The organism is Frateuria sp. (assembly GCF_035944355.1).
GTDB lineage: Bacteria > Pseudomonadota > Gammaproteobacteria > Xanthomonadales > Rhodanobacteraceae > Frateuria_A.
The window spans coordinates 120,241-146,550 of sequence record NZ_DASZBH010000016.1 but is presented as its reverse complement, the minus strand read 5'-3'; the positions used below and the strand labels follow the sequence as shown (position 1 = coordinate 146,550).

Genomic DNA, 26,310 nt, shown 5'->3' with positions numbered 1-26,310 from the left:
CGGTCTTCAGGCGGGCGCGCCCTCCGTGCGCGCCGTGCCGATGGCGCGCAGGGCAGGGTTGGCCAGGCAGCCCAATGCAATCATGCTGAGCGCCAGGCCGGCGCCGGCGAACAGCGCGCCGAGCGAGATCAGCTTGAGCAGGCTGCCGGCCAACGCGGCGGACACCGGTCCGATGCCCATGAAGGTGAACATCAGCAGGCTCATGGTGCGGCCCATCATGGCCGGCGGCACGCGCTGCTGGATCCAGGTGACGATCGCGATCTGCGCGATGCCCGCCAGCACGCCCACCCCGGCGAGCAACAGCGCGCCGTAGACGGTGCCGTGCACCAGCGCCAGCGCAGCCAGCGCGAGGCCGGCCAGGGTATCCATGCACAGCACCAGCATGCCCAGCCGTCCGCCCGCCCAGCGCGCGACGGCCCGCGACAGGAACCCGCCCACCAGCATGCCGCCGCCGTTGGCGGTCATCAGGATGCCCAGCGAGGCGGCGCCCAGGTCCAGGCGGCTGTTGGCCAGCACCGGCAGGCCGACCTGGATCGGTCCGCCGACGAACGCCGTGACCACCGCCGCATAGAGCATGAACGCGCGCAGCGGTTGGTCGGCCCAGACCTGGCGCACGCCCGCCGCCACGTCGGCCAGCACGCCCCGGCCCGCGGCGCGTGGCGCGCGATCGGCCGGCGTACGGATCAGCCACAGCGAAGCGAGCGAAAAGACGAAGCTGGCCGCATCGATGGCGAACGCCAGGCCCAGCCCGCGTGCCTCGGCGGCGCCGTGGCCCGCATGGGCGCCGATGACCAGACCGGCCAGCGCGGGGCCGATGAAAAGGCTCAACTGGCGTGCGCCCATGAACAGGGCATTGGCCGAGGCCAGCTGAGGCGACGGCACCAGCTGGGGCAGCAGCGCCGAGCCGGCCGGGTAGGCGAACGCGGTGGCCATACCGATACCCAGGGCGATCGCGTAGACAGCCGGCATGGCGATGGCGCCGCCGAGCACCAGGACGGCCAGCACCGCCACCAGCAGCGCATTGGCGCCGCGGGCCAGCAGCAGGATGCGCCGCGCGGAAAGCCGGTCGACCATTGCGCCGCCGATCAGCATGAAGATCGCCCGCGGCAGCGCCATCGCCGCCAGCACCAGGCCGAGCGCCGCCGGACTGCCGGTCAGCCGCAGCACCAGCCACGGCAGCGCGACCAGGGTGAACTGGTCGCCCAGTGCCGAGATCGAACTGCCGCCGAACAGCAGGCGAAAGTCGCGATTGCCGAACAGCGACGCCGGAGCACGGCTTTGGTTTTCCATCGGGGGCTGTTCCTTGAATTGGGGAATGTGGGCGGCGAGCGCCGGCTTGGCTTTCAGGCGGACGGCCCGCGACCGGGCTTGACGGCACCGGCCTCGTCCCAGGCGATGGCTGCCAGGCGGCGCAGGTGTTCGCGCACGTCGGCCGGCCAAGGTTCGATCAGCTGGCCGAAGCGCATGCGCTCGCCGCGCCAGAATGCGCGGCTGGCCTCCTCGTGGCCGGGCAGGTCGCCGGTCATCGCCAGCATGAAGCGGTCGACCGCCTCGGCCGACTCGCGTGCGCGCTGCGCCGCGCCGCCTTCGCGGATGGCGTGCTCGATGAGCCGCCGCAGCGCGGCAGAAGCGCCGCCCGGCTGCGCCGCCAGCCAGTCCCAGTGACGCGGCAGCAGGGTCACTTCGCGCGCGGTGACGCCCAGCCGGGGGCGCCCGGGACCGCGCGGCGCGGGCGGTGGCGGCTGCAGCCGCGCAAGAACCTCCGCTTCGCTGCCGCGCAGGTCGAATTCGACCGTGCGGCCACTGCCGTCGTCGAAGGCCAGCAACGGCCCCACGCCGGCCTCCTGGGCGCGCTTGAGGGCCAGCGCCACCTCCGCGCACGGACCGGATGCGAGCAGGCGGTCACCGGCGAAGGCGGTGCAGTTGGCGTTGGGAAGGGCGCGCATGGCAGGGAGCCAGGAGGAAGAGCGCATAATTTACCCGGATTAAATACTTCGTCAAGCACCCTAGGACGGCCCCTCTCGGTCGCCGGCGTTTGGCCCCGCGGCGACGCCGGTACGCCCCGGGAAATGCGTCGAGCCCGGCCATGGCCCCCGCTTTTTCATCCACGCGACAAGGCATTCATGACCATGGACGCCCGCTTCACCCCCCTGGCGGCCAGATAAACTAAACTATGGAGTACACAAACCTTCCCTTCCCCCAAAGAAAGGTCTCCCCATGCTCCCCGCTCCTTCCCGACTGCTCCGCGGCACGTTGGCGCTCCTGCCGGCCGTAGCCGCGCTGCCCGCCACCGCCGCCCATCTCGAACTGCAGGGCGGCCGCAGCTACATGGACAGCTATGGCGCCAACACCGCCTTCGTCGAAGCGACCTTCGCGCCGCACCCGATCGGCGCCAGTGGCCGGCTCGACTGGTCGCCTGACCTGTCGGCCGGCTGGATCGACAGCCGCGACGTGCGCCGCTACCGAAACGATGCCTACGGCACCGACCATGCGGTGGCGCTGGTCGCCGCGGGCGCGCGCTTCCATTACGGCGACGCCGGCGCCTGGTACCGCCCGCTGTTCTTCAGCTTCCAGCTCGCCGGCGCCAGCCAGACCACGCAGGCCTTGTCCACGCATTACCAGTTCGTCAGCACGTTGGGCTGGCAGGGCGAGCACCTGAGCTTCCAGATCCGCCACATTTCCAACGGCAGCCTGCACAGGCCCAATCGTGGCGAGACCATGGCCTTGGTCGGCGTAGGTTTCGACCTCTGAACGCAACGAAGGCGCCGAACGGCGCCTTCGCTTTCTCAATGCCCGCCGCCGGCTGCCGGACCGGCCTTGGCGATGAACGGCGGCCGCGTCAGCCAGATCACCAGTACCAGGCTGCAGAAAACCCAGCCCAGCACGTGGAAGACCTCGTTGAAGGAGATCTGGTAACCCTGCTGGGTCGCCATCTGGTTGATCATCGCCGCGGCGGTCTGCGGATCGCCCATCGACTGCATGGTCGCGCGGGTGGCCGGATCGTAGGCCGTGATGTGCTCCACCAGCTGCTCGTGGTGGGTCACCGCACGGCGCTCCCACATCAGCGTGGTGAGCGAGGCGGAAAAGCTGCCTCCGAGCGTGCGCAGGAAGGTGGCCAGGCCCGAGCCGGAAGCGATCTCGTTCTGCTGCAGGTCCGACAGCAGGATGGTCAGGATAGGCATGAAGAACAGCGCCACGCCCAGGCCCTGGATCAGCTGCACCAGCGCCACGTGGTAGAAGTCGATGCCGATGTAGAAGTCCGAGCGCATGAAGCAGGTCATGCCCAGCACGATGAAGGCGATCGATGCCACTGCGCGCAGATCGAACTTGGGCGCGAACTTGCCCACGAAGAAGGTCAGCATCACCGGCAGCACGCCGAGCGGCGCCGTGGCAAAGCCCGCCCAGGTCGAGGTGTAGCCGAGGTTGCGCTGCAGCCACAGCGGCATCAGCAGGCTCATCGCGAAGAACGCGGCGTAGGCCAGGATCAGCGCGACCGTGCCGTAAGTGAAGTTGCGGTGCCGGAACAGCCTGAGATCGACGATCGGGTCTTTGTCGGTCAGTTCCCAGATCAGGAAGATCGCGATGCTGATCGCCGAGACGATGCTGGTGACGACGATGAAGGTGGAATTGAACCAGTCCTCGTCATTGCCCTTGTCCAGAACCACCTGCAACGCGCCGACGCCGATGATCAGCGTGATCAGCCCGACGTAGTCGATCTTGGGACGTTCGGTCTTGTCTACCCGCGCGCGCATCTGGTTTGCCACCACGAAGCTCGCGAAGATGCCGATCGGCACGTTGATGAAGAAGATCCACGGCCAGGAATAGTTGTCGGTGATCCAGCCGCCCAGGATCGGCCCGGCGATCGGCGCCACCACCGTGACCATCGCCAGCAGCGCCAGCGCCATGCCGCGCTTGGCAGGGGGGTAGATCGAGATCAGCAGGCTCTGCGTGATCGGGTACATCGGCCCGGCCACCGCACCCTGGATCGCGCGGAACAGGATCAGCATCCCCATGCTCTGGGACACGCCGCACAGGAACGAGGTCAGCGCAAACAGCAGGGTCGACCAGATGAACAGCTTCACCTCGCCGAAGCGGCGGGTGAGGAAGCCGGTCAGCGGCAGCGAGATCGCCATGCTGACTGCGAACGAGGTGATCACCCAGGTGCTCTGGTTGACGCTCACGCCGAGATTGCCGGCGATGGTCGGCAGCGACACGTTGGCGATGGTGGTGTCCAGCACCTGCATGAAGGTGGCCAGCGACAGACCGATCGTGGTGATCGCCATGCTGGGTGGACGGAACTGTGTGGTCATCGGACGGAGCCTGGCGACGAGGGCGGGCGGCGCGCGGTGCGGATCGGGGCAGGGGCGCGGCCGTGGGCCTCAGGCGCGCGCCTCGTCGGAGAGCCCCCGCTGCGCTTTCAGCGGCCCATGTTGGTATGGATGATCTGGTTGATCAGGCTGTCGGCCTGGTCGAGCTGCTTCTGGTAGACCTCGGTACTGAAGGCCGGCTTGGTCGGCGGCTCCAGAGCCAGCATCGGACCCTTCTGGTCGTGCAGGCTGACCGTGACGTCGGTGGACAGGCCGATGCGCAGCGGATGCTTGTCCAGCTGCTGCGGGTCGGTGAACACCACCCGCACCGGCACGCGCTGCACGATCTTGATCCAGTTGCCGGTGGCGTTCTGCGCGGGCAGCAGCGAGAAGGCACTGCCAGTGCCCACGCCCAGGCTCTGCACCATGCCCTTGTAGGTCACGTCGCCGCCGTAGACGTCGGCATGGATGTCCACCGGCTGGCCGATGCGCATGTGGGCGAGCTGGGTTTCCTTGAAGTTGGCATCCAGCCAGACCTCGTGCAGCGGCACCACCGCCATCAGCGGCGTGCCAGGCGCCACGCGCTGGCCCAGCTGTACCGCACGTTTCGCCACGTAACCATCGACGGGAGCGACGATCGTCGTGCGCAGCTCGTCCAGGTAGGCGGCGCGCAGCTTCGCCGCGGCCGTCTGGACGTCCGGATGCGAGGCGACCACGGTGTCGTCCACCAGCACCTTGCTGGTCTGGTACTGCTGGGTGGCAGCGGCCAGCGCGCTTTGCGCGGCGGTCAGCTCGTCGCGGGCGTGCGCCAGCTCCTCGGCGGAGATCGCGCCGGACTTGGCCAGGTCGCGACGGCGTTCGAAGTCGGCACGGGCCTTGTCCACCGCTACCTTGCGCGCGGTCACGTCGGCCTGCGCGCCGCTCACCGTGCTGTACAGGCCGCGCACCTTGCGCACGGTGCTGGCGAGGTTGGCCTTGGCTTCGGCCAGCGCCACTTCGGTGTTGCTCGGGTCGAGCTTGATCAGCACCTGGCCGGCCTTCACGCGGTCGCCGTCGTCGGCGCCGATCGACACCACGGTGCCCGGGAGCTGCGGCGTGATCTGCACGACATTGCCATTGACGTAGGCGTCGTCGGTGCCTTCGTACCAGCGGCCGTCGAAGTAGTACCACAGGCCCCAGCCGATCAGGGCGAGCAGCACCACCACGCCGAGCGCGCGCAGCAGGAAGCCGCGCTTGGTCTTGGCGGCCGGCCGGTTTTGGTCAGGCGCCGCGGCGCCGTTCGGTTGGGAAGCAGGCTGGCTGGACATGGAAGAGCCTTCAGGAATGAGCGGGGGTGGAAGAGTTGGAAGCGGCCTGGTCCGTGGGCTGCGGGCGATAGCCGCCGCCGAGGGCCTGGATCAGCTGCACGGAGAGATCGACCTGCTGCGCCTTGAGCGCGGCCATGCGCTGCTCGGCCACGAGCAGCTGCTGGCGCACGCTGAGCGCCTCGAGGTAGCTGCCCACGCCGGCGCGGTAGCGTTGCTCGGCCAGGCGCCAGGCGTCGCCGGCGGCATCGAGCGCGCGCTGCTGCGCCTCGATCTGGTTGGCCAGCGACTGCTGCGCGGCGTAATCGTCGGACACTTCGTTGAGCGCGCCGACCAGGGCCTGGTTGTACTGCGCCACCGCCAGGTCGTATTGCGCGTCCTTGCCGGCGAGGTTGGCGCGCAGGCGGCCGCCGTCGAAGATCGGCAGGCTCAGCGAAGGGCCCACTTGGTAGAACAGCGAGGAAGCCCGGAACAGGTTGTTGCCGCCCATGCTGAGCAGGCCGGCCATGGCGCCGAGCTTCACGTTCGGCAGGAACTCGGTCTTGGCGGCGGCGATGTCGTGGCCGGCCGCCTCCACCCGCCAGCGCGCGGCGACCAGGTCGGCGCGGTGGCCGAGCAGGTCGATCGGCAGGTTGGCCGGCACGGCCAGCGTTTCGGGCGCGAGCGGGCGCGGCCGGGCGATGTCCAGGCCGCGATCGGGGCCCTTGCCCAGCAGCACCGACAGCGCCGAGCGCGCGGCATCGATCGCGCGTTGCGCCAGCGCGAGCTGCTGCTGCGCGCTGGCCACTTCGGCGTCGCCCTGCTTGAGCTGCAGCTGGCTGTCCAGCCCGGCGGCGACCCGCTGGGCGGTCAGTTCGCGCGCCTTGCCGGCGCGCTCCAGTTCCGCTTGCGCCAGGTCGTGCTGGGTATAGGCGTAGCCCAGTTGCGTGTAGGCGCGGGCCACGTTGCCGGACAGCTCGAGGCGCGCGGCGCGCGCCTCGACCTCGGCCGCGCGGGCCTGGCCCACGGCGGCTTCCCATGCCGCGCGCTGGCCGCCCCACAGGTCCAGCCCCCAGTTGAAGCTGAGGTAGCCGAACTTGGCCAAGGAGAAATGCGCCTTGTCGCCGAACAGGCCTGCCGGCGGCTTGGCACCGGCGATGCTGGCACCCAGGCCCAGTTCCGGCTTGCGCGCGGCGTCGGCGGCGCCGGCGGCGGCCTGCGCCCCGCGCGCGCGCGCATCGGCAGCGGCCAGGCCGGGGTTGCCGGCCAGCGCTTCGTCGATCAGCGCGTCCAGTTGCGGATCGCCCAAGCCGCTCCACCAGGCCTGCGCGGGCCATGCCGCCGGGGTGAGCGCCTTGCTGCCCAGGCTGCGCTGGGCCTTCAGCGCGGACGGGTCGAGCAGCGTGCCGTCCGGGTGCAGGCCGCCACTGCTGGCGCAGCCGGCCAAGACGAGAGTCAGTGCGGTAGCCGCCGCAAGGAGTTGCAGACGCATGGCTTGGGGATTCCGGGTGAGGGTCAGTCTTTGTCGCGCAACGCGTGCAGTACGCGCGACAGGTAGTCGTGCAGGCGCTTGCGCTCGGTTTCGCTGAGCGAGCGTTGCGCCGCATCCAGCACGCGCTCGTTGCAGTCGGTCAGCTGCTGCCAGAGGGCGTCGCCCGCGTCGGTCAGCTCGATGCGCAGCGCGCGGCGGTCCTGTTCGTGCGGGCAGCGGCGCAGGTAGCCCTTGCGTTCGAGCTGGTCGAGCTGGCGGGTCATCGCGCCGCCGTCGAGCTCCACCGAGCGGGCCAATTCGGACGCCGTCATCGGGCCCAGCCGGGCCAGCCGCTTGAGTATCAGGAACTGGGTGAAACGCAGATCCACGCCCAGCGCGGCGAGCTCCGCCTCCATGGCGCGCACGATCTCCGAGCGCACCAGGCCGAGCAATACGCCCAGGCTTTCCTGGGGAGCTGCGAAGGCAGGGGAGTCGGTGTCCATGCCGCGCATTCTATTGCCGCAAGTATATTTGTCAAGGCAAATATCTCGCAGGATGCCATTGCCTCTGCAAACAATCAGCCGGCTGGCTGCGTGGCCAGTTCGTCGCGCACCAGCGCGGCCAGCGCCGGATTGCGGACGGCGAACAGCTCGAACACGCCGAGCGCGCGCAGGGTCGGCAACTGCGCCAGCAGGCGCGGCTCGGCCTCGCGCCGCAGCGCTTCGGGGGTGGCCGGGTCGAGCATCAGCTGTGCGTGCACCACGAAATCGGTGAGCGCGTCGGTTTCCGGCGCGGGAGCGGGAAGGGATAGCGGTGGCATCGGCATACTCCTGGTCCTTGTATGGATATGCGAGGACGCCCGGCGAGGCCGCGGCGTGACGCGCCGGCTTGGTGACGCCGGCAAAAACCCGCGCATTGCGCGCGGTCTGGTACGGGGGAGCTTCCAACGTACGTCCGCCGCAGCCTCCGGCGGAAGGCAGTTCCCACTGCTGGTACTCTCGCTACCACCCCGAGCTCCACCCAAGCTTCCACCCCAGGCTTTTACCCCAGGCTCCCCAACCACTCAGGGTTCACCGGCCCGAGATCCATCCGCTGGAATCGTCCATGGAACTTTCCCGGCAGCGTTCCGAGCTGAAGGCTTTCCTGCGCGCCCGTCGCGCTGCGTTGACACCGGAGGCGGCCGGCCTGCCGCGCGGCCTGCGCCGGCTTACGCCGGGCCTGCGCCGCGAAGAAGTCGCCACCCTGGCCGGAGTGGGCATCACCTGGTACACCTGGCTGGAACAGGGTCGCGCGATCAACGTTTCGGCCGCGGCACTGACCCGCATCGCCCGCGCGCTGGCGCTGGACGCTACCGACGAGGCCTACCTGTTCGCCCTCGCCGGTGTGCCACACGCGGAACCGCCGGCCACGCAGCCGGTGCTGCCGCCGGCGATGCAGGACATGCTCGAGCTGTACCGGGCGCCGGCCTTCGTCATCGACCCGGTGTTCGACGTGCTGGCCTTCAACCGCATGGCCCAGCGGCTCTACGACTTCGGCCAGTTCCACGGGCCGCTGGCGCACAACCACCTGTGGAACGCCTTCATGAACCCGGCGCGCCGTCGCCTGTACGCGCCCTGCTTCGAACCGGGCATGCTCAACCTGCTGGGCATCTTCCGAGTGAACCACGCGGCGCATCCGCACGATCCGCGTTTCGAGCAGCTGATCGACGCCCTGGGCCGCGCCAGCACGGAGTTCGTCGAACTCTGGCAGCACCAGCGGGTGGCGCCGCTGAGCGCCTGGATGGCGCATTTCTTCCATCCGGACTTCGGCGACGTGCGCGCCCATTCGGTGCGCCTGCCGTTGCGCGACGGGCACGCCGACGGCGCCACCGCGTTTTTCTTCGTGCCGCAGGACGCCGCAACCCGGGCGAGCTTCGCGCGCATCGCCGCCGAGCTGCAGAGGCCGGCGTTGCCGGCCTGAGCGCGGACGCTCCAGCTCAGGCCGCTACCGGCAACTCATGGCGCGCGGCCAGTTCGTCGCGCAGCAGCGCCGCCAGCGCGCGGTCGCGCACCTCGAAAAGCTCGAACAAGCCCAGCGCGTGCGCCACCGGCAACAAGGCCAGCAGCTTCGTTTCCAGTTCGCGGCGGCGCGCCTCGGGCGTAGCCTCATCGAGCATCTGTCGCGCGTACTGGACGAACAGCGGCAGGGCCTGGGTGGTGGCATGGGGCAGCATTGAAGAGCTCCTCGGAAGATGCGCGGGGTACGCACCATGACGTCGGGCAGCACAGGCTAATCTCGACGCGGACTCGCCCATCGGCCCCTCTCCCGCCGGGAGAGGGGCCCGCCGCAAGTCACCGGACCGGCTTCACGTAGGTACCGAACAGTTCGTCTATGCGCCGGTACTCGTCGTACCAGGAGTCGGCGTGCACGAAGCCGTGCCGCTCCATCGGATAGAGCGAGATCCAGAAGTTCTTTTTGTGCAGCTCGATGAAGCGCTGATACAGGCGGACCGAATCGGCCGCCATCACGTTGTCGTCGATCAGGCCATGCTGGATCAGCAGCGGATCGGCCAGCTGGTCGGCGTAGCTGATCGGCGAGCTGATCGCGTAGGCGTGCGGGTCCAGCTGCGGGTCGTTGAGGATGTCGGAGGTGTACTCGTGGTTGTACAGCCTCCAGTCGCTGACCGGCCGCAGCGCCGCGCCCGCGGCGAACTCGCCGGGCGCGCGCAGCAGCGCCATCTCGGTCATGAAGCCGCCGTAGCTGCCGCCATAGATGCCTACGCGCTTGGGGTCGACCCGGTGGTGCTTGACCAGCCAGGCCTTGCCGTCGAGCAGGTCCTCCAGCTCCGGATGGCCCATCCGGCGATAGATCGCGTCGCGCCAGTCGCGGCCGTAGCCCTCGGAGGCGCGATAGTCCATGTCCAGCACCACGTAGCCCTGGCTCACCAGCAGGTTGTGGAACATCTGCTCGCGGAAGTAGTTCGACCAGGACAGCGTGACGTTCTGCAGGTAGCCGGCGCCGTGCACGAATATCACTGCGGGCTTCGATGCGCCGCTTTCGTTGGCCGGGCCGTAGTACTTGGCGTAGATCGTCCCGGCGCCGTGGCTGGAAGGCACCTGGACGATCTGCGGCGCGATCCACGCGTGTGCGGTGAAGGCGCTCTTCATGGTGTCGGTCAGTTCGCGCGGCGTGCCGCCGCCGGCCGGCTGCACGGCCAGCTGCGCGAGCACGTAGGGCGAGGAATGCAGCACCGCCAGGCGGCTGCCGTCGGGCGAGAGCGCGAACTCGTCCATGCCTTGGAACTGCGTCACGCGCGCGAATTCGCCGCCCGTGCTCGGCACGCGGTAGACGTCGTAGCTGTAGGGCGCGACCTCGTTGCTGCGCAGGTAGAACCAGCGCCCGTCTTCGGACAGCTGCGGATGGCTGACCTCGAACCGGCCCGAGGTCAACGCGCGCGCCCTGCCGTCCAGCGCCTTGGTGTAGAGCTGCGAGTAACCGCTCTCCTCGGACAGGTACCACAGCGTGCGGTTGTCCTTGAGCCAGCCGAAATCGTTGAAGTTCCAGTTGATCCAGGCGTCGTCGTGCAGGCGGTGCTGGTTGACGAGCGCGTGGCGGGCGAAGTCGACGCTGGCGATCCAGCGGTCCTTGTTGTCGATCGCGCGCAGTTGGATGGCCAGATGACTGCCGTCCCCGCTCCATACGATGCCGCCGCCACCGCCGTCCTCGGCGCTGGAGATGATGCGCACCGCGCGCACCGCCGGCGCCTCGAGCGCCTTGGCCGCGTCTGCCTTGCCGGCCTGGGTGAGCGCCGCGACGGTCTGTGCGCGGATGGCGGCCAGCGGATCGTCCTTGATGCCGGGCAGGCCGTCGGTCGGCAGCGCGTATGACTTGTGCTCGCGCAGGTCCAGCAGCAGCAGCGACTGCGGCGCCGGATCGTGGCGGCCCACGTAGACGCGCGCCTCCTGTCCCTCCGCGTAACCGGAGTCGGTCACGTAGTGGGTCACGCTGGGATGGCGGCCGGGCGCGTAGTCCTTCGCCCGCGTGACCAGCAGCAGCCAGCGGCCGTCGGGCGAGAGTTCGGTGTCGAGCGCCACGATCTTGTCGCCGAGCCAGAACGGTTCGGGCGCGCGGCTGGGATCGGCCTCGGCCAGCGCCTTGTCGTTGGCGCGCTTGGCCTCCTTCTGCGCCTTGAGCTGGCGCAGGGTGGAGAAGAGCTTCAGCTGCTCGTCCTCCAGCGCGTCGGACTTTTCCTGCTGCGGGTCCTCCGCGAACTTCAGGATCGCCACCGGCGCGCTGACCGCGCGGGCGATGTCGTAGCTGTACCAGTCGTTGCCCGCGCGGTACTGAAGCGCGCGGCCGTCGGCGGAGAACTGCGGCGAGGATTCCTCCTCGGCCGTCTGCGTGACCTGCACGGTGCGGCCGTCGGCCAGCCCGCGCAGGAACACGTCGCCGTGGCGCACGAAGGCGGCGTAGCGATGCGTGCGGTCGTAAACCGCCGGGCCGTCGGCCTGCGCCACCGCCGCCGGGTCGAGCTTTTCGCTGCGGCCAGTGGCCGGATCGACGCGGTACAGGTCGCGCACCTCGCTGCCGTCGCGCTTGAGCCGGTAGTAGATCGCCTGCCCGTCCACGCTCCAGTACGGCGACTCCACCGGCTGCCCGATCCAGTCCGGATTGGCCATGACCGTTTCCAGGTCGAGCGGGGCGGCCGCGGTGGCCGCCACTGCCGGCAGGGCGGTGAGGGCGACGAGGCCCGCCAGGAGAAGTCGACGCATGCAAGCACTCCGCGGTCGCAAAAGTGTCGAGCATAGCCAAGCCCACAGAGGCCGCAAGCCCGCCGTTATGAAAACCGTCGCGCACGAAGCGCACCTTTGCCTCCTGCCCATTGGCTCTGTCGAAGGCGGGGGAAAGATTGATCTGTGGGGCCGATCTTGCGAGAACCCGCCATTCGCGCTGGCAGCACCATGACGCATGGGCGACACTGCCCACTCCCCTGCTCTGCTGGACTCTCATGACACACCTACCGGCCATCGAACGCGAAACCGGCCCCGCTCCCCGCCACAGCGTCCTCTGGCTGCACGGCCTGGGCGCGGACGGCAACGACTTCGCGCCGATCGTGCCCGAGCTGGTGGACAGGAACTGGCCGGCGCTGCGCTTCGTGTTCCCGCATGCGCCGGTGCAGCCGGTCAGCATCAACGGCGGCGTGCCGATGCGAGCCTGGTACGACATCGTCGGCTTCGACGCACGCGCGCCGCAGGACGAGGCCGGCATCCGCCGCACGATCGAGGCGGTGGAGGCGCTGATCGCGCGCGAGCACGAACGCGGCGTGCCGAGCGAGCGCATCGTGCTGGCCGGCTTTTCGCAAGGCGGCGCCATCGCGCTCGCCGCCGGGCTGCGCCACGCGCAGCCGCTGGCCGGTATCGTCGCGCTGTCCACCTATCTGCCGATCGCCGCCACGCTGGCGTCCGAGCGCAGCGCGGCCAACGCCCGCGTGCCGATCTTCTGGGGTCATGGCACGGCCGATCCGGTGGTGGTGCTGCAGCGCGGGCTGGATTCGCGACGGCTGCTGGAAGAACTGGGCTACACGATCGACTGGCACACTTATCCGATGCCGCACTCGGTGTGCGCCGAGGAGATCGCCGACCTGCGGCGCTGGCTTGGCGCCCGCCTCGTCTGATCCGCGTGCCGGGCCTTCCGCCGACGCGGGGGAGGGACGGAACCGCCAGCCCCCACCCCTACGGCATACTGGCGCGCATGAGCGATCCTCGCCCAGCCCGCACGCCCAGCCCGCTGCCGGATTTCTGCCGGCTGCCGGCGGTGGCCGCGCTGTTCGCGGTCGGCGCGCTCACCGTCACGCTGATGTGGCTGGCGCCGGACAACCCGCACGGCTGGCGCGGCTACAGCGTAGGCATGCTGTTCGTCAGCTGGCTGTCGGTGCTGATCGCGCTGGCGCTGTGCTATGCGCGGCCTTGGCTGCAGCGCCTCGGCGGCTGGATGCCCTATGCCGGCGTGTGGCTGGTGATGATGCTGGTGGTGGCCGTGGCCAGCGCCTGCGCGCGCTGGATGGACCTGGCGCTGCAACTGGAGCTGGTGCGCGTCCCGCCGGCCGCGTTCGTGCGCGACAACCTGCTGGTCACCGCCCTGCTCGGCGCGGCGATGCTGCGCTATTTCTATGTGCTGGCGCAGTGGCAGGCGCGCCTGGCGGCGGTGGCGCACGCGCAGGTCGACGCGCTGCAGGCGCGCATCCGGCCGCACTTCCTGTTCAACAGCATGAACACGGTGGCCGCGCTGGTGCGAGTCGATCCGGCGGCGGCCGAACGCACCATCGAAGATCTGTGCGAATTGTTCCGTGCGGCGCTCGGCGCCACCGGCACGCACGAAGGCACGCTGGGCGAGGAGCTGGCGCTGATCGAGCGCTACCTGGCGATCGAACAGCTGCGCCTGGGCGAACGGCTGCGCGTGCGCCGCGAGCTGGACCCCCTGCCGCCCGATTACCCGCTGCCCCGCCTGTTGCTCCAGCCGCTGGTGGAGAACGCCGTGCGCCACGGCATCCAGCCGCTGCGCGAGGGAGGCGAAGTACGGCTGCGCGGCTGGCACGAGGCACGCACGCTGCACATCGAGATCGACAACCCGCTGCCGCCCTCGCCCACCTCGCCCGGCCACGGCCACGGCCTGACCAACGTGCGCCAGCGCGTGGCCTATCGCTACGGCACGCGCGCCACGGTCGAGGCCGGGCCGCGCGAGGGCCGCTTCGTGGTGGCGCTGCGTCTGCCGCTCGACGCGCCGCCGGCGGTGGCCGCCTGATGCGCGTGCTGATCGTCGACGACGAACCGCTCGCCCGCACGCGCCTGGCCGCGCTGCTGGGCGAATGCGAGGGCGTGGCCGTGGCCGGCAGCGTGGGTGATGGCCAGGCCGCGCTGGCGGCGATCGGCCAGACGCAGCCGGACCTGCTGCTCTTGGACATCAACATGCCCGGCCTGGACGGCGCCGCGTTGGCGACCCGGCTGGCGGGGCAGGCGCGCCCGCAGATCGTGTTCTGCACCGCCTACGAGAACCATGCGCTGACCGCCTTCGAACTGGGCGCGGTCGACTACCTGCTCAAGCCCGTGCGGCTGGAACGCCTGCGCGAGGCGCTGCAGCGCGCCCGCCTGCGCCTGGCCGCGGCGCCTGCCGAAGCGGTCGGCTACCTGCGCGGACGCCTGCGCGGCGAGCAGGTGCGCATCGCGCTCACCGAGGTGGTCTGCCTGCTGGCCGAGGAAAAATACGTGGTGGTGCGCCACGCCGGCGGCGAACTGCTGATCGAGGAATCGCTGCGGCAGTTGGAGGAGGCCTACCCGATCCAGCTGGTGCGCCTGCACCGCAACTGCCTGGTACCGGCGCCGCGCCTGCTGGGCCTGAAGACCCTGGCCGACGGCCGCGTGCTGGCGCGCCTGGCCGGCACCGATCTCAGCCCCGAGGTGAGCCGGCGCAACCTGCCGGCGGTGCGCAAGCTGCTGCGCAGCGGCTGAAGCACGCTCCCCACCGCACGCGCCCTGCAAAATCGTCGCGGGCGGGCACGCTCAGACCGCTCCTGCGCGACAATGCGCACCGCTGTCCACTCTCACGGAACCCCGATGGCCGTTTCCCTCCTGCGCATCGCCACCCGCAAGAGCGCACTCGCACTGTGGCAGGCCGAGCACGTTGCCGCGCGCCTGCGCGAAACTCATCCGGGCCTGGCCGTCGATCTGGTGCCGATGACCACCCGCGGCGACGAGATCGCCGATCGCCCGCTGGCCACCATCGGCGGCAAGGGGCTGTTCCTCAAGGAACTGGAAGTGGCGATGCTCGAAGGCCGCGCCGACCTGGCGGTGCATTCGCTCAAGGACGTGCCGGCCGAGCTGGAACCGGGCTTCGTGCTGCCGGCGATGCTGCCGCGCGCGGACGCCGCCGATGCCTTCGTCAGCAACCACCACGCCACGCTCGCTTCGTTGCCGCACGCCGCCCGTGTGGGCACCTCCTCGCTGCGCCGCCAGGCGCAGCTGCGCGCGGCGCGGCCTGACCTGGAACTGCTCGACCTGCGCGGCAACGTCAACACGCGCCTGGCCAAACTGGACGCCGGCGACTACGACGCCATCGTGCTCGCCTGCGCGGGGCTCGAACGCCTTGGCCTGGCCTCGCGCATCCGCCAGCGCCTGGCCGCGCCGGACTGGCTGCCGGCGCCGGGGCAGGCGGCGATCGCGATCGAGGCGCGCGCGGACCAGCCGGCCGTGCTGGCGCTGCTGGCCGCGCTGGACGATGCCGACACGCGCGTGACGGTGAGCGCCGAGCGCGCCATGAACCACGCGCTCGGCGGCAGCTGCACGGTGCCCGTCGCGGCCTGGTGCGTACTGGGCGAACACGGTCTGCACCTGCGTGGGCTGGTGGGCGATGCGACCCATGGACGCTTGCTGCGCGCGGAAGCGCAGGGCATGGCCGACCAGCCCGAGGCGCTCGGCCGCGCGGTGGCCGACGCCCTGCTGGCGCAGGGCGCGGGCGACATGCTGGGGTGATCGCTTGCTCCTTCTCCCGCCGGGGAGAAGGCCGGGATGAGGGGCCGGGGCTCGCCGGGAGCGCGGGTTCGGAGCCCTACACTGTTGCTGGCCCTTCGCAAGAGTGGCCCCCCACCTCGATCCTCTCCCCCGTCCTGGATGAGAGCCGGGGGAGAGGATGCGAAGGAGGCGCTTCGCGCCGCGAAGCCTTTATTGAAGCTAGAAGTTGTAGACCAGGTTGGTGGTGGTCAGCGTGTCGGTGCTCTTCGTACCCGGCTGCGTGTCGGAGTTGTAGCGCACCTGGAAGCCGAGCTTGAGCGCCATCTTCTTGGTCATGCTGACCGACAGGCCGGCGTCGTTCTGGTAGTACTTGTTCTTCGAACCGGCTTCGAGCAGCAGGGTGTCCTCGAAGGCGGTGTTGTCGGTCAGGCGGTACTTGTAGTTGATCAGGCCGCGGGCGACCCCCTCGCTCTCGGTAGGCCGGCGCACGACCGTGTTCACGCCGTTGATCTGCACCGTCGAGTTGGCCGGGCGATAGCGCTTGTAACCGGGGCCGATTTCGAAGGAGAGCTCGGTGCGCTCGTTCTTCAGCGCGATGTAGCCGTAGCCCAGCGAAACGATGCCTTGCCACAGGTTGGCGCCGAAGTCGTCGTGCTCGTATCGGGCCGCACTCACGATGTAGCTGCGTGGGTCGAGCTTGTAGCCGACCGAGGCGCCGGAATCGTAGCGATTGGCGGTGGTGCTGAAACGGTTGATCGTGTTGCCGGCGGCATCCTGCACCGATACTTCGCCCTTCGAACGCATGCCGTTGAGGAAGAAGTTGTTCTTCCAGTACTCGTTTTCCTGGTTCAGGCCGAGCTTGGCGTTGATGTTCTCGGTGCGCGAATTGCCATGCGCGGAAGCGAAGCCGAACTCGCCGGAGCCGGTCCAGCCACCGTTGTCGGCGGCGCTGTTGCCGGGCGCGCCGGCATCCTGTGCCTGCGCGATGCCGGCGAAGGCCAGCAGGCACGCGGCGACGATCAGGGTCTTGTTCATCGGGCGATCCATGAGATGGGATGGGAGCAAATAAAATCGTTACCTTAATGCGACGGTTCGGAACTTGCAGTGAACACGCAGGTTGCCGGGACAGCCGGGCTAGGGCCCGTGCCCGGCCCGTTCGGCAAGGCAGAGCCGCGCCAGCATGCCCTCGTAGGCGCGCTGCTCGATGGCCCGCCCGAGCAGGCAACTGACCGCCGCCAGCGCCACCAGCGGCACGCCGGCGTCGGACAGGTCCACCACCAGCAAGGCCAGGCTGGGCATGGCATAGGTGAACAGCGCGGCGACGAAGCGGTCGGTCCGGCCGCGTGTGCCGGCGGGCCGCTTGTCGGTCTGGGCCAGCGCCTGCCAGCGAAGTCCCTCGATCAACCCCAGCAGCAACGCCAGCACCAGCAGCACCATGATCCAGGGCCGCGTACCGGCCGGATGCACGGCACCGTCCTGCACGGCCAGACAAAGCCACATCCACAAGCCGCCGGCATACCAGGCGGCGACCATCCGGCTGAGCGGAAGCTGCGCCGTACAGCGCAGCGCGCCAGAGGAAAGCTGCCTGCGGTAACGATGCACGGTATAGGCCAGGCTGGCGGCGCTGCACAGCGCCAGCGCGGTGCCTGCCACGCGGGTGGCCCAGAAGGCGTTGTCGCCGCGCACCAGGCCGCCCACCGCCAGCATCGGGAGGTAGGCCGCCAACGCGAGCAGGGCGTCGCGCGTGGGTCGGCTGCGCCTCGCCGGATGCCAGCCGTGCCATTCGGACAGTCCCGGCAGGCGCAGGCAGGCCGCCAGCAGGCCGGTGCTGATGAATACCGCGCCCAGCGCCAGCGGCAGCAAGGCCTCGCTGCGCCCGACGCGGTAGATGCCGAGCGCCAGCGCCAGGCCCAGCAGCATCCACAGGCCGTGGCCCGACAGCGCCAGCACCCGGAGCAGGCTGGCCGGATAGGCCGGGGGCGCGGGGCAGGCTTGTTCGCCCGCCGACGCGGGTATGCAGGCCTGCGTGTCGCTGGATGGCTGCATCAGGATCGAAAGGCTCGGCGGTTGGGGAAAAACCGCGACCCGGCGCACGACCGGGCCGGGCAACGGGCTTGCGGCCGTCGCTGGCCGTACCCATGCTACACAAAGCCCGGCCCCCAACGGTATGACATGGACCGCTACGAACGCATCCTCACCCTGCACCGGCTTCTCAAATCGGCGCATTACCCGGTGCCGCTGGCGCGGCTGATGGACGAGCTGGAATGCTCGCGCGCCACCCTCTACCGCGACGTGGCCTTCCTGCGCGACGCGCTGGGCGCGCCCATCGAGAGCGCCGGCACCGACCAGGCGGCGTTCCGCTACGAACTGGGCGAGGGCGAGCGCTTCGAGCTGCCCGGACTGTGGCTGACCTCCGACGAGCTGGCCGCGCTGCTGGCGCTCAATGAATTGATCGGCCGTTCCGGCCCCGGCGTGCTGGCCGGCGCCCTGGCGCCGTTCAAGCAGCGCATCGAGCGGCTGCTGACCGGCCAGGAGAAGGAGAAATCACTGCCGATCGAGCGCATCCGCGTGATCCCCTGGGGCGAGCGCAAGCTCGACCAGCAGGTGTTCCGCGTGGTCGCCGGCGCGGTGCTGGAGCGCCGCCGGCTGCGCTTCTCCTACCGCGCGCGCACGACCGACTCGGACAGCAAGCGCACGGTGTCGCCGCAACGCCTCACCCACTACCGCGACAATTGGTACCTGGACGTGTGGGACCACGACCGCGACGCCTTGCGCAGCTTCGCGGTGGATCGCATCCGCGATGCCCATGCGCTGGACGAAGCGGCGATCGACGTGCCCGAGGCCGACCTCAACGAATGGCTCGCCTCCAGCTACGGCATCTTCGCCGGCAAGCCCAAGGCCTGGGCGACGATCCGCTTCTCCGCCCACGCCGCGCGCTGGGTCGCCGACGAGCACTGGCACTCGCAGCAGAAGGGCGAGTGGCTGCCCGACGGCCACTATGAGCTGAAGGTGCCTTACTCCAAGTCGCGCGAGCTTCTGATGGACGTGCTCAAGTACGGGCCGGACGCCGAGGTCGTGGCGCCGCTGCCACTGCGCGAGGAGATGAAGAGCCTGTTGCACATGGCGCTGGGGGGCTACCAGTAAGGCGGGGAACGGGGAACGGGGAACGGGGAACGGGGAACGGGGAACGGGGAACGGGGAACGGGGAACGGAACAAGCTTCGTACCTTCGGCTGCCCGTCGCTTTGATGCCCGTCAGAGCCGAGCACCCAGCCACCGAAATCCCCGACGTTCCCTGTTCCCTGTTCCCCGTTCCCCGCTCTCCTATGGATGGAACGGCCAGAACTGCGGAATCAGCCACATCGACATCGCGCAGAACAGCGCGATGAGCGGGATGCCGACCTTCATGAAATCGGTGAAGCGGTAGCCGCCGGCGTAATACACCATCGTGTTGGTCGGATAGCCGACCGGCGTGGCGAACGAGGTCGCCGCGGCGAAGGCCACCGCCACCACGAACGGCCGCGGATCGGCGTGCGCCGCGTGCGCCACCGTCACTGCGATGCTCACCATCAGCACTACCGACGGGTTGTGGCCCATCAGCTCGGTGAGCAGCGCGGTCAGCAGGTAGACCATCAACAGCGCAGCCAGCGGCCCGTGGCTGCCGACCAGGCTCATCGCGCCCTGCACCACCACCGCGGACAGCCCGGTCTTTTCGATCGCCAGCCCCAGCGGCAGGATCGCGCCGAGCAGGATGATGATCTTCCAGTCCATGCCCTCGTAGACGTCCCTGCGGCCGAAGCAACCGGTCAGCGCCATCGCGGTGGCGCCGCACAGCGCGGCGACCGGGATCTGCAGCCAGTGCATGCCCGAGACCACCACTACCGCGGCCATGATCGTCGCGGCGACCCAGGCCTTGCGCATGCTGCCGCGCGCGTCGTCGCGTTCGGACAGCACGATGAAAGCGTCATCGGTGCGCAGCTTGGGCATGCCGCCCTCGTCGACCAGCGCCAGCAGCACGTCGCCCACGGCCAGGTCGGTGTTGCTGAGCTTGTCGCGCAGCACCTGGCCGCGCCGATGCACCGCCAGCACGGTGGCGCGGTAACGCCAGTCCAGGCCCAGCTCCGACATGCGGCGGCCTTCGGCGGGGCTGCCCGGCGCGACCATCAGCTCGGCCAGCACGCGGGTGCTGCCGTCCTCGCGCGCATAGTGCTGCTCGGGAGCGTTGCGCAACCGCGCCCGGCGCTGGAACTCCTCGATCTTGTCCCAGTCCCCGCGCACCAGCAGCACGTCGCCGACCGCCAGCTGCTGTTCGCGCGGCGACCACATGCGGCGCTCCCCGCGCAGCAGCTCGAGCGGGTAGACGCCGTACTTCTCACCGAGCTGCGCGTCGGCGATGCGCGTGCCCAGCAGCGGCGATTCTTCGCCCACCACCAGCTCGGTGACGTACTTGCCCACCTCGCCGCCCTCGGGCAGCGCCGCATCGATGTGGCGAGGCAGCAGGCGGCGGCCGATCAGCATCAGGTAGGCCATGCCGGCCATCGCCAGCAGCGCACCCATCTTGGTGAACTCGAACACGCCGAACGGCGGCAGCCCGTGTTTCTGCGCCAGGCTGTCGGCGAGCAGGTTGGAGGAGGTGCCGATCAGCGTGCACACGCCGCCCATCTGCGCTGCATAAGCCATCGGCATCAGCACGCGCGCGGGCGAGGTGTCGGTGCGCTGGCACACGCGCAGCGCCAACGGCAGGAAGGTGGCGACCAGCGCGATGTTCTTGACGAACGCACCCAACGGGGCGATCGCCAGCATCATCGCCAGGGTCAACAGCCATGGCCTGCGGATGCGCATCAGCATGCGGGTGAGCGGCTCCAGCGCGCCGGAGCGCTCGATCCCCAGGCTCAGCGCGAACATCGCCGCCACGGTCACGGTGGCCTCGTTGCTGAAGCCCGACAACGCCTCCTCCGGAGACACGATGCCCAGCACCACCAGCGCCGCCAGCACCAGCAGGGCGACCAGGTCGATGCGCACCTTCTCGCTCGCGAACAGGCCCATCGCACCGGCGATCACCGCCACCGTGGCCCAGGCCTGCCAGCTCATGCGCGCGCTCCGTGCGGGCGGCGGGGGTGGACCGGAGCCGCCAGGCGGAACGAGGTGTAGAGGCGAGTATCGGCTGGCATGATTCCTGGGGCTGGCCCGTCGTGGCGTAGGTGCCGATGCGGCCATCATAGCGGCCGCGGCCGCCTCCGCCCGGAAGGACGACTTCACCACAGCCCCGTGCCAACGTATCGTGAGGGCTTGCCCACCAAGGCCCGCCGCATGACTCTCTCCTCTCCGGCACCGGACGCGCCAAGCCCGCCGACCGTCGCACTCGCGCTGGGCGCCGGCGGCGCCAAGGGCCTGGCGCACATCGGCGCGATCGAGGAGCTGGAACGCCAGGGCTACCGCATCACCGCCATCGCCGGCAGTTCGATGGGTGCGCTGATCGGCGGCATCTACGCGATGGGCAAGCTGCCGGTCTACCGCGACTGGGTCTGCACGCTGGCCCGCTTCGACGTGCTGCGGCTGGTCGACTGGACCTTCCGCGGCGGCCTGATCAAGGGCGAAAAGATCATCGAGACGCTGCGCCAGCTGATCGGCGACGCGCGCATCGAGGAGCTGCCGCTGGCCTATACCGCGGTGGCCACCGACATCGACCGCGAACGCGAAGTGTGGCTGACACGCGGGCAGCTGTTCGATGCGATCCGCGCCTCGATCGCGATCCCCACGGTGTTCCGGCCGCACGTGCTGGATGGGCGCCGGCTGGTGGACGGCGCCCTGCTCAACCCGGTGCCGATGACGCCGCTGATCCGCGAGCGCGCCGATTTTTTGGTCGCCGTGAGCCTGGATGGCCCGATCGCGCGCCCCAGCCCCGAACAGGACGCCGCAGCCACGCCCGAGGCAAAGCCCGGATGGCTCGGCCGGTTGTTCGGGCGCGGCGAAACCGTCCCGCCGCGGATACGCGAGCCGCGCGCGCTGGAGCTGCTGACCCAGTCGATGGACCTGATGCAATCGAACCTATCGCGGGTGCGCCTGGCCGCCTACGAGCCGGACCTGCTGGTGCAGATCCCGCGCGACGCGGCAGCCGTGTGGGAGTTCTACCGCGCGGACGAGCTGATCGAACTGGGCCGGCTGCGCACCCGCGAAGCGCTGCAGCGCTGGCGTCCGACGGGTTGACCGGCGGCGCAGATCCTCAGGCCGCCCGCGCGGTCGGGACGCGCCGGCGGCGGCGGCGGCGTCAATGCGGGCCGTGCGCGGCCAGGTAGTTTTCCAGGTAGGCCTTCAGCGCCACGGCGTTGTTGTGCTCCTCGTCGCGCGCGCCGAACAGAAGCGTGACGCGGCCGCGGCGGGCCTTTTCCGCCAGCGCGTGCCAGGCGTCGGGCACGGCATCGAGCTCGCCGGCGTAGCGATGGCGGAAGCCTTCCCAGCGCGTCGGCTCGTGGCCGAACCACTGGCGCAGCTCGCGCGAAGGGCCCACATCCTTGGCCCAGAGGTCCAGCGCGGCATCCTCCTTCTTCAGGCCGCGCGGCCACAGCCGGTCGACCAACACGCGGCAGCCGTCCTTGGGCGACGGCGGGTCATAGACGCGTTTGACGGCCAGGCTCATGGCGCCTCCTTGCAGGAACCGCCGCCCAGCTTACTCCGCCGCGGTGAACACCCCGTAGGGCGCGACCCGATCAGAGTTCCTCGACGCGCGTCACCTTGGCGCGGCGCATCAGCCAGGCCACGCCGCGCAGGTCAGCCAGACCCACCCACAGGCGGTCGAGCATGCCGTACTTGGACGTGCCGGCGGTGCGCGGACGATGACCCACCGGCACGCTCTGGCTGGCGTAACCCGCGCGGCGCACCAGCGCCGGCAGGTAGCGGTGCATGTGGTCGAAGTAGGGCAGGCGCAGGAAGGTCTCGCGCTCGAACAGCTTGAGGCCGCAGCCGGTGTCGGGCGTGGCGTCCTTGAGCATGCGCGAACGCACCGCATTGGCGATCTTGGAGGAGATCCGCTTGTTGAAGCTGTCGCGGCGGGTGGTGCGCCAGCCGGCGAACAGCCTGATCTCCGGTGCGGCGCTCGCGCGGGCGGCCAGCAGCTTGGGGATGTCGGCCGGATCGTTCTGGCCGTCGCCGTCCAGCGTGGCGATCCAGGCGCCGCGCGCGGCGCGCACGCCGTTCCACACCGCCGTGCTCTGGCCGCTGCGGCTGACGTGGTGCAGCACGCGCAACTCCGGGTAGCTGGCCTTCTGAGCGGCCAGCACGGAGCGGCTGTCGTCGCTAGAATCGTCGTCCACGTAGACGATCTCGAAATCGACCCTGCCGCGCAGGGCGGTGGCGATCTCGGCAAGCAGCGGCGGGATGTTGTCGCGCTCGTTGAACACGGGCACGACGACGGAAAGCTCGGGCATGGGGCCAGTCCGGCGGAACGATGGGCGGCGATTATCGCCGATGCGGGCAGCGGGCGCAGGCGGCTCTGCCCGCTCTTCCTCGGACAGGCTGGCGTGAGGGTGCGGAACTTGCACCGATATGGATCGTCACGCTGCGGGCGGACCCTTGTCCGCCCTGCGGGCTCTGGCCCCGCAGGGCGAAGGCAGCGCCTCAGCGCAGCTTGCCGAGGATGCCGTCGAGCTCGTCGTTGCTATGGAAGTGGATGACCAGCTTGCCGCGGCCGCCGCGGCCCTGCGCCAGTTCCACCCGGGTGGCGAAGCGCTCACCCAGCTCGCGTTCCAGCGCGTCGACGTTGGGATCACGCGCGCCGGCGGCCTTGGCCTTGCCCTTCGGTTGGTTCTGCGCGCGGCGCGCGGCATCTTCCAGTTCGCGCACGCTCCAGCCCAGGGTCGAGGCCTGGCGCGCCAACGGCAGGGCGATCGCCTCGTCCAGCGTGAGCAGGCAGCGGGCATGGCCCATCTCCAGCTTGCCTTCGTCGAGCAGCTTCTTGATCGGCGTGGGCAGCTCGGTCAGGCGCAGCAGGTTGGATACGGCCGCGCGCGAGCGGCCGACCGCGTCGGCGGCCTGCTGGTGGGTAAGCTCGAAGTCCTCGATCAGGCGCTTGAGCGCGTCGGCTTCTTCCAGCGGAGTGAGGTCCTGGCGCTGGATGTTCTCGATCAGCGCCATCGCCGGCACGGCGGCTTCGTCGACCGCCTTGACCAGCGCCGGGATCTCGCTCATCTGCGCCAGCTGGGCGGCACGCCAGCGGCGTTCGCCGGCGATCAGCTCGTAGCTGTTCCTGCCCAGCGCGCGCACCACCACCGGCTGGATCAGGCCTTGCGCCTTGATCGAGGCGGCCAGCTCCTCCAGCGCTTCCTGGTTCCAGTGCCGACGCGGCTGGTACTTGCCCGGCTGGATCTGCTGGATCGGCAGACTACGCAGCTCGCCCTCCTGCTCCAGCGGCGAGGCGGTGCCGGCGCCGTCGCCGCCGAGCAGCGCGTCCAGCCCGCGGCCGAGTCCCCGTTTCTTCGCGGCGGCCATGATTACTCCTGGTGGATGTCGGCGGCCGCGTCGAGCGCCTCGCCGTCGTCGTGCATGTCGTTGAGCGCGGCCACGGCGGCCTGCGCGCCGCGTTCGCGGCGGATGATCTCGCCGGCCAGGCCGATGTAGGCGATCGCGCCGCGCGAGCTTCTGTCGTACAGGTGGATCGGCTGGCCATGGCTGGGCGCCTCGGCCAGGCGCACGTTGCGCGGGATGATCGAGCGCAGCACCTTGTCGCCGAAGTGCTGGGTGAGCTGCGCGGAGACCTCGTTGCCCAGGTTGTTGCGCACGTCGTACATGGTGCGCAGCAGGCCTTCGATCTCCAGCTTCGGGTTCAGCCGGTGGCGCACGGCCCTGACCGTGTCGAGCAGGCTGGAGAGCCCTTCCAGCGCGAAGTACTCGCACTGCACCGGGATCAAGAGGCCATCGGCCGCGGCCAGCGCGTTGAGCGTGAGCAGGTGCAGCGAGGGCGGGCAATCGATCAGGATGGTCTGGTACCTGTCCGAGATCTTGGCCAGCTGTTCCTTGAGCCGGTTCTCGCGGGCGATCGCGTCCATCAGCTTGAGTTCGGCGGCGGTGAGGTCCCCGTTGCCGGGCAGCAGGTCATAGTGCGCCTCGGTGGAAACGATGGCGCGTTCGATCGGGGCCTCGTCCAGCAGCACCTCGCAGCCGTTGGGCTTGGCCTCGCGCTTGTCCACGCCCGAAGCCATGGTCGCGTTGCCCTGCGGGTCCAGATCGACCAGCAGCACCTTGCGCTTGGCGGCCGCCAGCGCTGCGGCGAGATTGACTGCCGTCGTGGTCTTGCCGACGCCGCCCTTCTGGTTGGCGACAGCGATGATGCGGGCCATGGCTCGATAGCTACCGAGATGCGGAAAGGGGCCTAGTGTAGTGGGTCCGGCACGCCGGTCGACCCCGGCCGCGGTCACGCGATCCGCGCCTGCCGTCGCCCCAGGAATGCGGGCGATCGAGGTGAAGCGCCGCGCCGGCACAAGCCGGGCGGCAGCTAGGCCCTGCCGAGCACCAGCAGATGCCGCTCGGCGTCCAGTCCCGGCACGTGCAGGGCATGCCGGGCGCGCAGTTCGAAGCCCGTGGGGATCCCCGGCAGCTCGTCCTCGGCCGGCTTGCCCTTCATGGCCAGCCAGACGCCGTCGGGCGCCAGCAGATGGCCGCCCCAGCCCAGCATGTCGGCCAGGCTGGCGAAGGCGCGGGCGGTAACGCACTCGAACTGGCCCTGGACGTCCTCCACCCGCGATTGCACCGCACGCACGCCCTCGAGCTTGAGCGCGCGGATCGCCTCGCGCAGGAATCGCACCTTCTTGCCGTTGGAGTCGACCAGCAGGACCTGCCGCCCTGGCGCGGCGATCGCCAGCACGATGCCGGGCAATCCCGGGCCGGTGCCGAGGTCGGCCAGCGTGGCGCCCCGCACGTAGGGCAGGATCGACAGCGAGTCGAGCAGGTGGCGGGTGACCATCTCCGCCGGATCGCGGACGGCGGTGAGGTTGTAGGCGCCGTTCCAGCGCTCCAGCAGCGCCTGGTAGTCGAGCAGGCGCGCCACGGCATCGCCCGGCAAGGCCAGACCGAGGGCGGCGACGCCGTGTTCGAGGCGATCGTGCAGGGCAGCGCGGTTCATCGGCAGGTTCGCGGCGAGGAGCCGCGCAGTATCCGGCGCGCGCGCCGGCGACGCCAGCTGGCTCAGGCGAAGTCGAGCTCGACGCGGGTGATGATCACGCCGCGCTCGCGCAGCACGGCGTTGAGGCGCTGCTTCAGGCGGCTGCCCAGGTCGCGGCGGTTTTCCTGCGCCACGTCCGGCTCGGCCTTGAGCGCATCCAGCGTGCCGCCGCGGATCAGCTGCTCGGCCTGGTCGATCACCGCGTCGGCGCGCTCCGGCTCCAGCACCTGCCAATAGACCGTTCCGTGCAGCCGGGACGAGGCGGCCAGCGGCTCCTGGAACCGCAGGATCTGACCGGCCAGATCGATGCGATGGCCAACCCGTTCCAGGCCCGGCAGCACGAAGTGCACGCCCGGCTGCAGCAGGCGCTGCAGCTTGCCGTGGCGGTACACGCTATGCACCCGCCCTTCCGGCACGCGCTTGACCGCGCCGGCGATCAGGGCCAGGCAGGTGATCATGGTCAGCAGCGCGACGGTCATAGATATCAGTAGCTTGGGTGGCTTAGTTCGACAACATGATTGGCAAGCATTGCAAGATCTTGCTCTTCTTCATATTAATGGCGTTTTAACGAGACAAACCGGGTTCTGGCGCACAAAATCACATGGTCTTCATCA

26 protein-coding genes are annotated in these 26,310 nt (G+C 69.8%); 8 read left to right on the top strand and 18 right to left on the bottom strand.

Annotated features, from left to right (window positions below):
- Positions 1–6 precede the first annotated feature (6 nt).
- Both VGU03_RS13625 and VGU03_RS13620 read right to left on the bottom strand, forming a co-directional pair.
- Positions 7–1,290, bottom strand: a complete 1,284-nt coding sequence (locus tag VGU03_RS13625; RefSeq protein WP_327481401.1) for an MFS transporter — start codon at positions 1,288–1,290, stop codon at positions 7–9.
- A gap of 53 nt (positions 1,291–1,343) precedes the next feature.
- A complete protein-coding gene (locus tag VGU03_RS13620; RefSeq protein WP_327481399.1) occupies positions 1,344–1,946 on the bottom strand; it encodes a DUF2239 family protein in 603 nt (200 codons plus the stop codon).
- A 271-nt stretch (positions 1,947–2,217) separates the two neighbouring features.
- On the opposite strand from VGU03_RS13620, the gene VGU03_RS13615 reads away from it, so the two are divergent.
- Positions 2,218–2,751 (top strand): acyloxyacyl hydrolase, encoded by a 534-nt coding sequence (locus VGU03_RS13615; protein WP_327481397.1) that lies wholly within the window; start codon positions 2,218–2,220, stop codon positions 2,749–2,751.
- Positions 2,752–2,786: 35 nt separating this feature from the next.
- Here VGU03_RS13615 and VGU03_RS13610 read toward each other — a convergent pair whose 3' ends face one another.
- The 5 genes from VGU03_RS13610 to VGU03_RS13590 form a co-directional block, all read right to left on the bottom strand.
- Entirely contained in the window at positions 2,787–4,310 is a 1,524-nt protein-coding gene (locus VGU03_RS13610) for a DHA2 family efflux MFS transporter permease subunit (RefSeq protein WP_327481395.1), read from the bottom strand.
- 107 nt (positions 4,311–4,417) lie between these two features.
- Positions 4,418–5,614, bottom strand: a complete 1,197-nt coding sequence (locus tag VGU03_RS13605) for an efflux RND transporter periplasmic adaptor subunit (protein ID WP_327481393.1) — start codon at positions 5,612–5,614, stop codon at positions 4,418–4,420.
- Positions 5,615–5,624: 10 nt separating this feature from the next.
- On the bottom strand, positions 5,625–7,082 hold the full coding sequence (locus VGU03_RS13600) for an efflux transporter outer membrane subunit (protein WP_327481392.1): 1,458 nt from the start codon (positions 7,080–7,082) through the stop codon (positions 5,625–5,627).
- 23 nt (positions 7,083–7,105) lie between these two features.
- On the bottom strand, positions 7,106–7,564 hold the full coding sequence (locus VGU03_RS13595) for a MarR family transcriptional regulator (RefSeq protein WP_327481390.1): 459 nt from the start codon (positions 7,562–7,564) through the stop codon (positions 7,106–7,108).
- A 74-nt stretch (positions 7,565–7,638) separates the two neighbouring features.
- Complete coding sequence (locus VGU03_RS13590; protein WP_414655964.1) at positions 7,639–7,881, bottom strand: hypothetical protein; 243 nt, start codon at positions 7,879–7,881, stop codon at positions 7,639–7,641.
- Positions 7,882–8,165: 284 nt separating this feature from the next.
- On the opposite strand from VGU03_RS13590, the gene VGU03_RS13585 reads away from it, so the two are divergent.
- Positions 8,166–9,020 carry a helix-turn-helix transcriptional regulator gene (locus tag VGU03_RS13585; RefSeq protein ID WP_327481386.1) on the top strand — a complete coding sequence of 285 codons (855 nt, stop codon included), beginning with the start codon at positions 8,166–8,168 and terminating at the stop codon, positions 9,018–9,020.
- Positions 9,021–9,036: 16 nt separating this feature from the next.
- Here the strand turns inward: VGU03_RS13585 and VGU03_RS13580 are convergent, their stop codons facing one another.
- Both VGU03_RS13580 and VGU03_RS13575 read right to left on the bottom strand, forming a co-directional pair.
- Positions 9,037–9,273, bottom strand: a complete 237-nt coding sequence (locus VGU03_RS13580) for a hypothetical protein (protein WP_327481384.1) — start codon at positions 9,271–9,273, stop codon at positions 9,037–9,039.
- 118 nt (positions 9,274–9,391) lie between these two features.
- Positions 9,392–11,812, bottom strand: a complete 2,421-nt coding sequence (locus VGU03_RS13575; RefSeq protein WP_327481382.1) for a S9 family peptidase — start codon at positions 11,810–11,812, stop codon at positions 9,392–9,394.
- Between the two features lie 236 nt (positions 11,813–12,048).
- Between VGU03_RS13575 and VGU03_RS13570 the strand changes: the two genes are divergently transcribed.
- The 4 genes from VGU03_RS13570 (at position 12,049) to hemC (ending at position 15,565) form a co-directional block, all read left to right on the top strand.
- Positions 12,049–12,714 (top strand): alpha/beta hydrolase, encoded by a 666-nt coding sequence (locus VGU03_RS13570; protein WP_327481380.1) that lies wholly within the window; start codon positions 12,049–12,051, stop codon positions 12,712–12,714.
- 77 nt (positions 12,715–12,791) lie between these two features.
- Positions 12,792–13,841: a sensor histidine kinase gene (locus VGU03_RS13565; protein ID WP_327481378.1), complete on the top strand. Its 1,050-nt coding sequence runs from the start codon at positions 12,792–12,794 to the stop codon at positions 13,839–13,841.
- Positions 13,841–14,545, top strand: coding sequence for a LytTR family DNA-binding domain-containing protein (locus tag VGU03_RS13560; RefSeq protein ID WP_327481376.1), 705 nt, complete (start codon positions 13,841–13,843; stop codon positions 14,543–14,545). The genes VGU03_RS13565 and VGU03_RS13560 overlap by 1 nt, the downstream gene beginning before the upstream one ends.
- Before the next feature lie 105 nt (positions 14,546–14,650).
- The gene (hemC, locus tag VGU03_RS13555; protein WP_327481374.1) at positions 14,651–15,565 is read left to right on the top strand and encodes a hydroxymethylbilane synthase; all 915 of its coding nucleotides are present in this window, start codon (positions 14,651–14,653) and stop codon (positions 15,563–15,565) included.
- Between the two features lie 198 nt (positions 15,566–15,763).
- Here the strand turns inward: hemC and VGU03_RS13550 are convergent, their stop codons facing one another.
- A complete protein-coding gene (locus tag VGU03_RS13550) occupies positions 15,764–16,579 on the bottom strand; it encodes a DUF481 domain-containing protein (RefSeq protein ID WP_327481372.1) in 816 nt (271 codons plus the stop codon).
- A gap of 99 nt (positions 16,580–16,678) precedes the next feature.
- Positions 16,679–17,590, bottom strand: coding sequence for a hypothetical protein (locus tag VGU03_RS13545; RefSeq protein ID WP_327481370.1), 912 nt, complete (start codon positions 17,588–17,590; stop codon positions 16,679–16,681).
- Between the two features lie 126 nt (positions 17,591–17,716).
- Between VGU03_RS13545 and VGU03_RS13540 the strand changes: the two genes are divergently transcribed.
- On the top strand, positions 17,717–18,688 hold the full coding sequence (locus VGU03_RS13540) for a YafY family protein (protein WP_327481369.1): 972 nt from the start codon (positions 17,717–17,719) through the stop codon (positions 18,686–18,688).
- A 179-nt stretch (positions 18,689–18,867) separates the two neighbouring features.
- On the opposite strand, the gene VGU03_RS13535 is transcribed toward VGU03_RS13540, so the two are convergent.
- Complete coding sequence (locus VGU03_RS13535) at positions 18,868–20,634, bottom strand: SLC13 family permease (protein ID WP_327481367.1); 1,767 nt, start codon at positions 20,632–20,634, stop codon at positions 18,868–18,870.
- Positions 20,635–20,853: 219 nt separating this feature from the next.
- On the opposite strand from VGU03_RS13535, the gene VGU03_RS13530 reads away from it, so the two are divergent.
- A complete protein-coding gene (locus tag VGU03_RS13530; RefSeq protein WP_327481365.1) occupies positions 20,854–21,750 on the top strand; it encodes a patatin-like phospholipase family protein in 897 nt (298 codons plus the stop codon).
- A 61-nt stretch (positions 21,751–21,811) separates the two neighbouring features.
- Here VGU03_RS13530 and VGU03_RS13525 read toward each other — a convergent pair whose 3' ends face one another.
- The 6 genes from VGU03_RS13525 to VGU03_RS13500 form a co-directional block, all read right to left on the bottom strand.
- A complete protein-coding gene (locus tag VGU03_RS13525) occupies positions 21,812–22,180 on the bottom strand; it encodes a DUF488 domain-containing protein (protein WP_327481363.1) in 369 nt (122 codons plus the stop codon).
- Between the two features lie 70 nt (positions 22,181–22,250).
- Positions 22,251–22,967 (bottom strand): glycosyltransferase, encoded by a 717-nt coding sequence (locus tag VGU03_RS13520; protein ID WP_327481361.1) that lies wholly within the window; start codon positions 22,965–22,967, stop codon positions 22,251–22,253.
- Between the two features lie 190 nt (positions 22,968–23,157).
- Complete coding sequence (locus tag VGU03_RS13515) at positions 23,158–24,027, bottom strand: ParB/RepB/Spo0J family partition protein (RefSeq protein WP_327481359.1); 870 nt, start codon at positions 24,025–24,027, stop codon at positions 23,158–23,160.
- Positions 24,028–24,029: 2 nt separating this feature from the next.
- The gene (locus tag VGU03_RS13510) at positions 24,030–24,875 is read right to left on the bottom strand and encodes a ParA family protein (RefSeq protein WP_327481357.1); all 846 of its coding nucleotides are present in this window, start codon (positions 24,873–24,875) and stop codon (positions 24,030–24,032) included.
- 155 nt (positions 24,876–25,030) lie between these two features.
- Positions 25,031–25,657, bottom strand: coding sequence for a 16S rRNA (guanine(527)-N(7))-methyltransferase RsmG (gene rsmG, locus VGU03_RS13505; RefSeq protein WP_327481355.1), 627 nt, complete (start codon positions 25,655–25,657; stop codon positions 25,031–25,033).
- A gap of 62 nt (positions 25,658–25,719) precedes the next feature.
- A complete protein-coding gene (locus VGU03_RS13500; RefSeq protein ID WP_327481353.1) occupies positions 25,720–26,175 on the bottom strand; it encodes an SPFH domain-containing protein in 456 nt (151 codons plus the stop codon).
- Positions 26,176–26,310 lie beyond the last annotated feature (135 nt).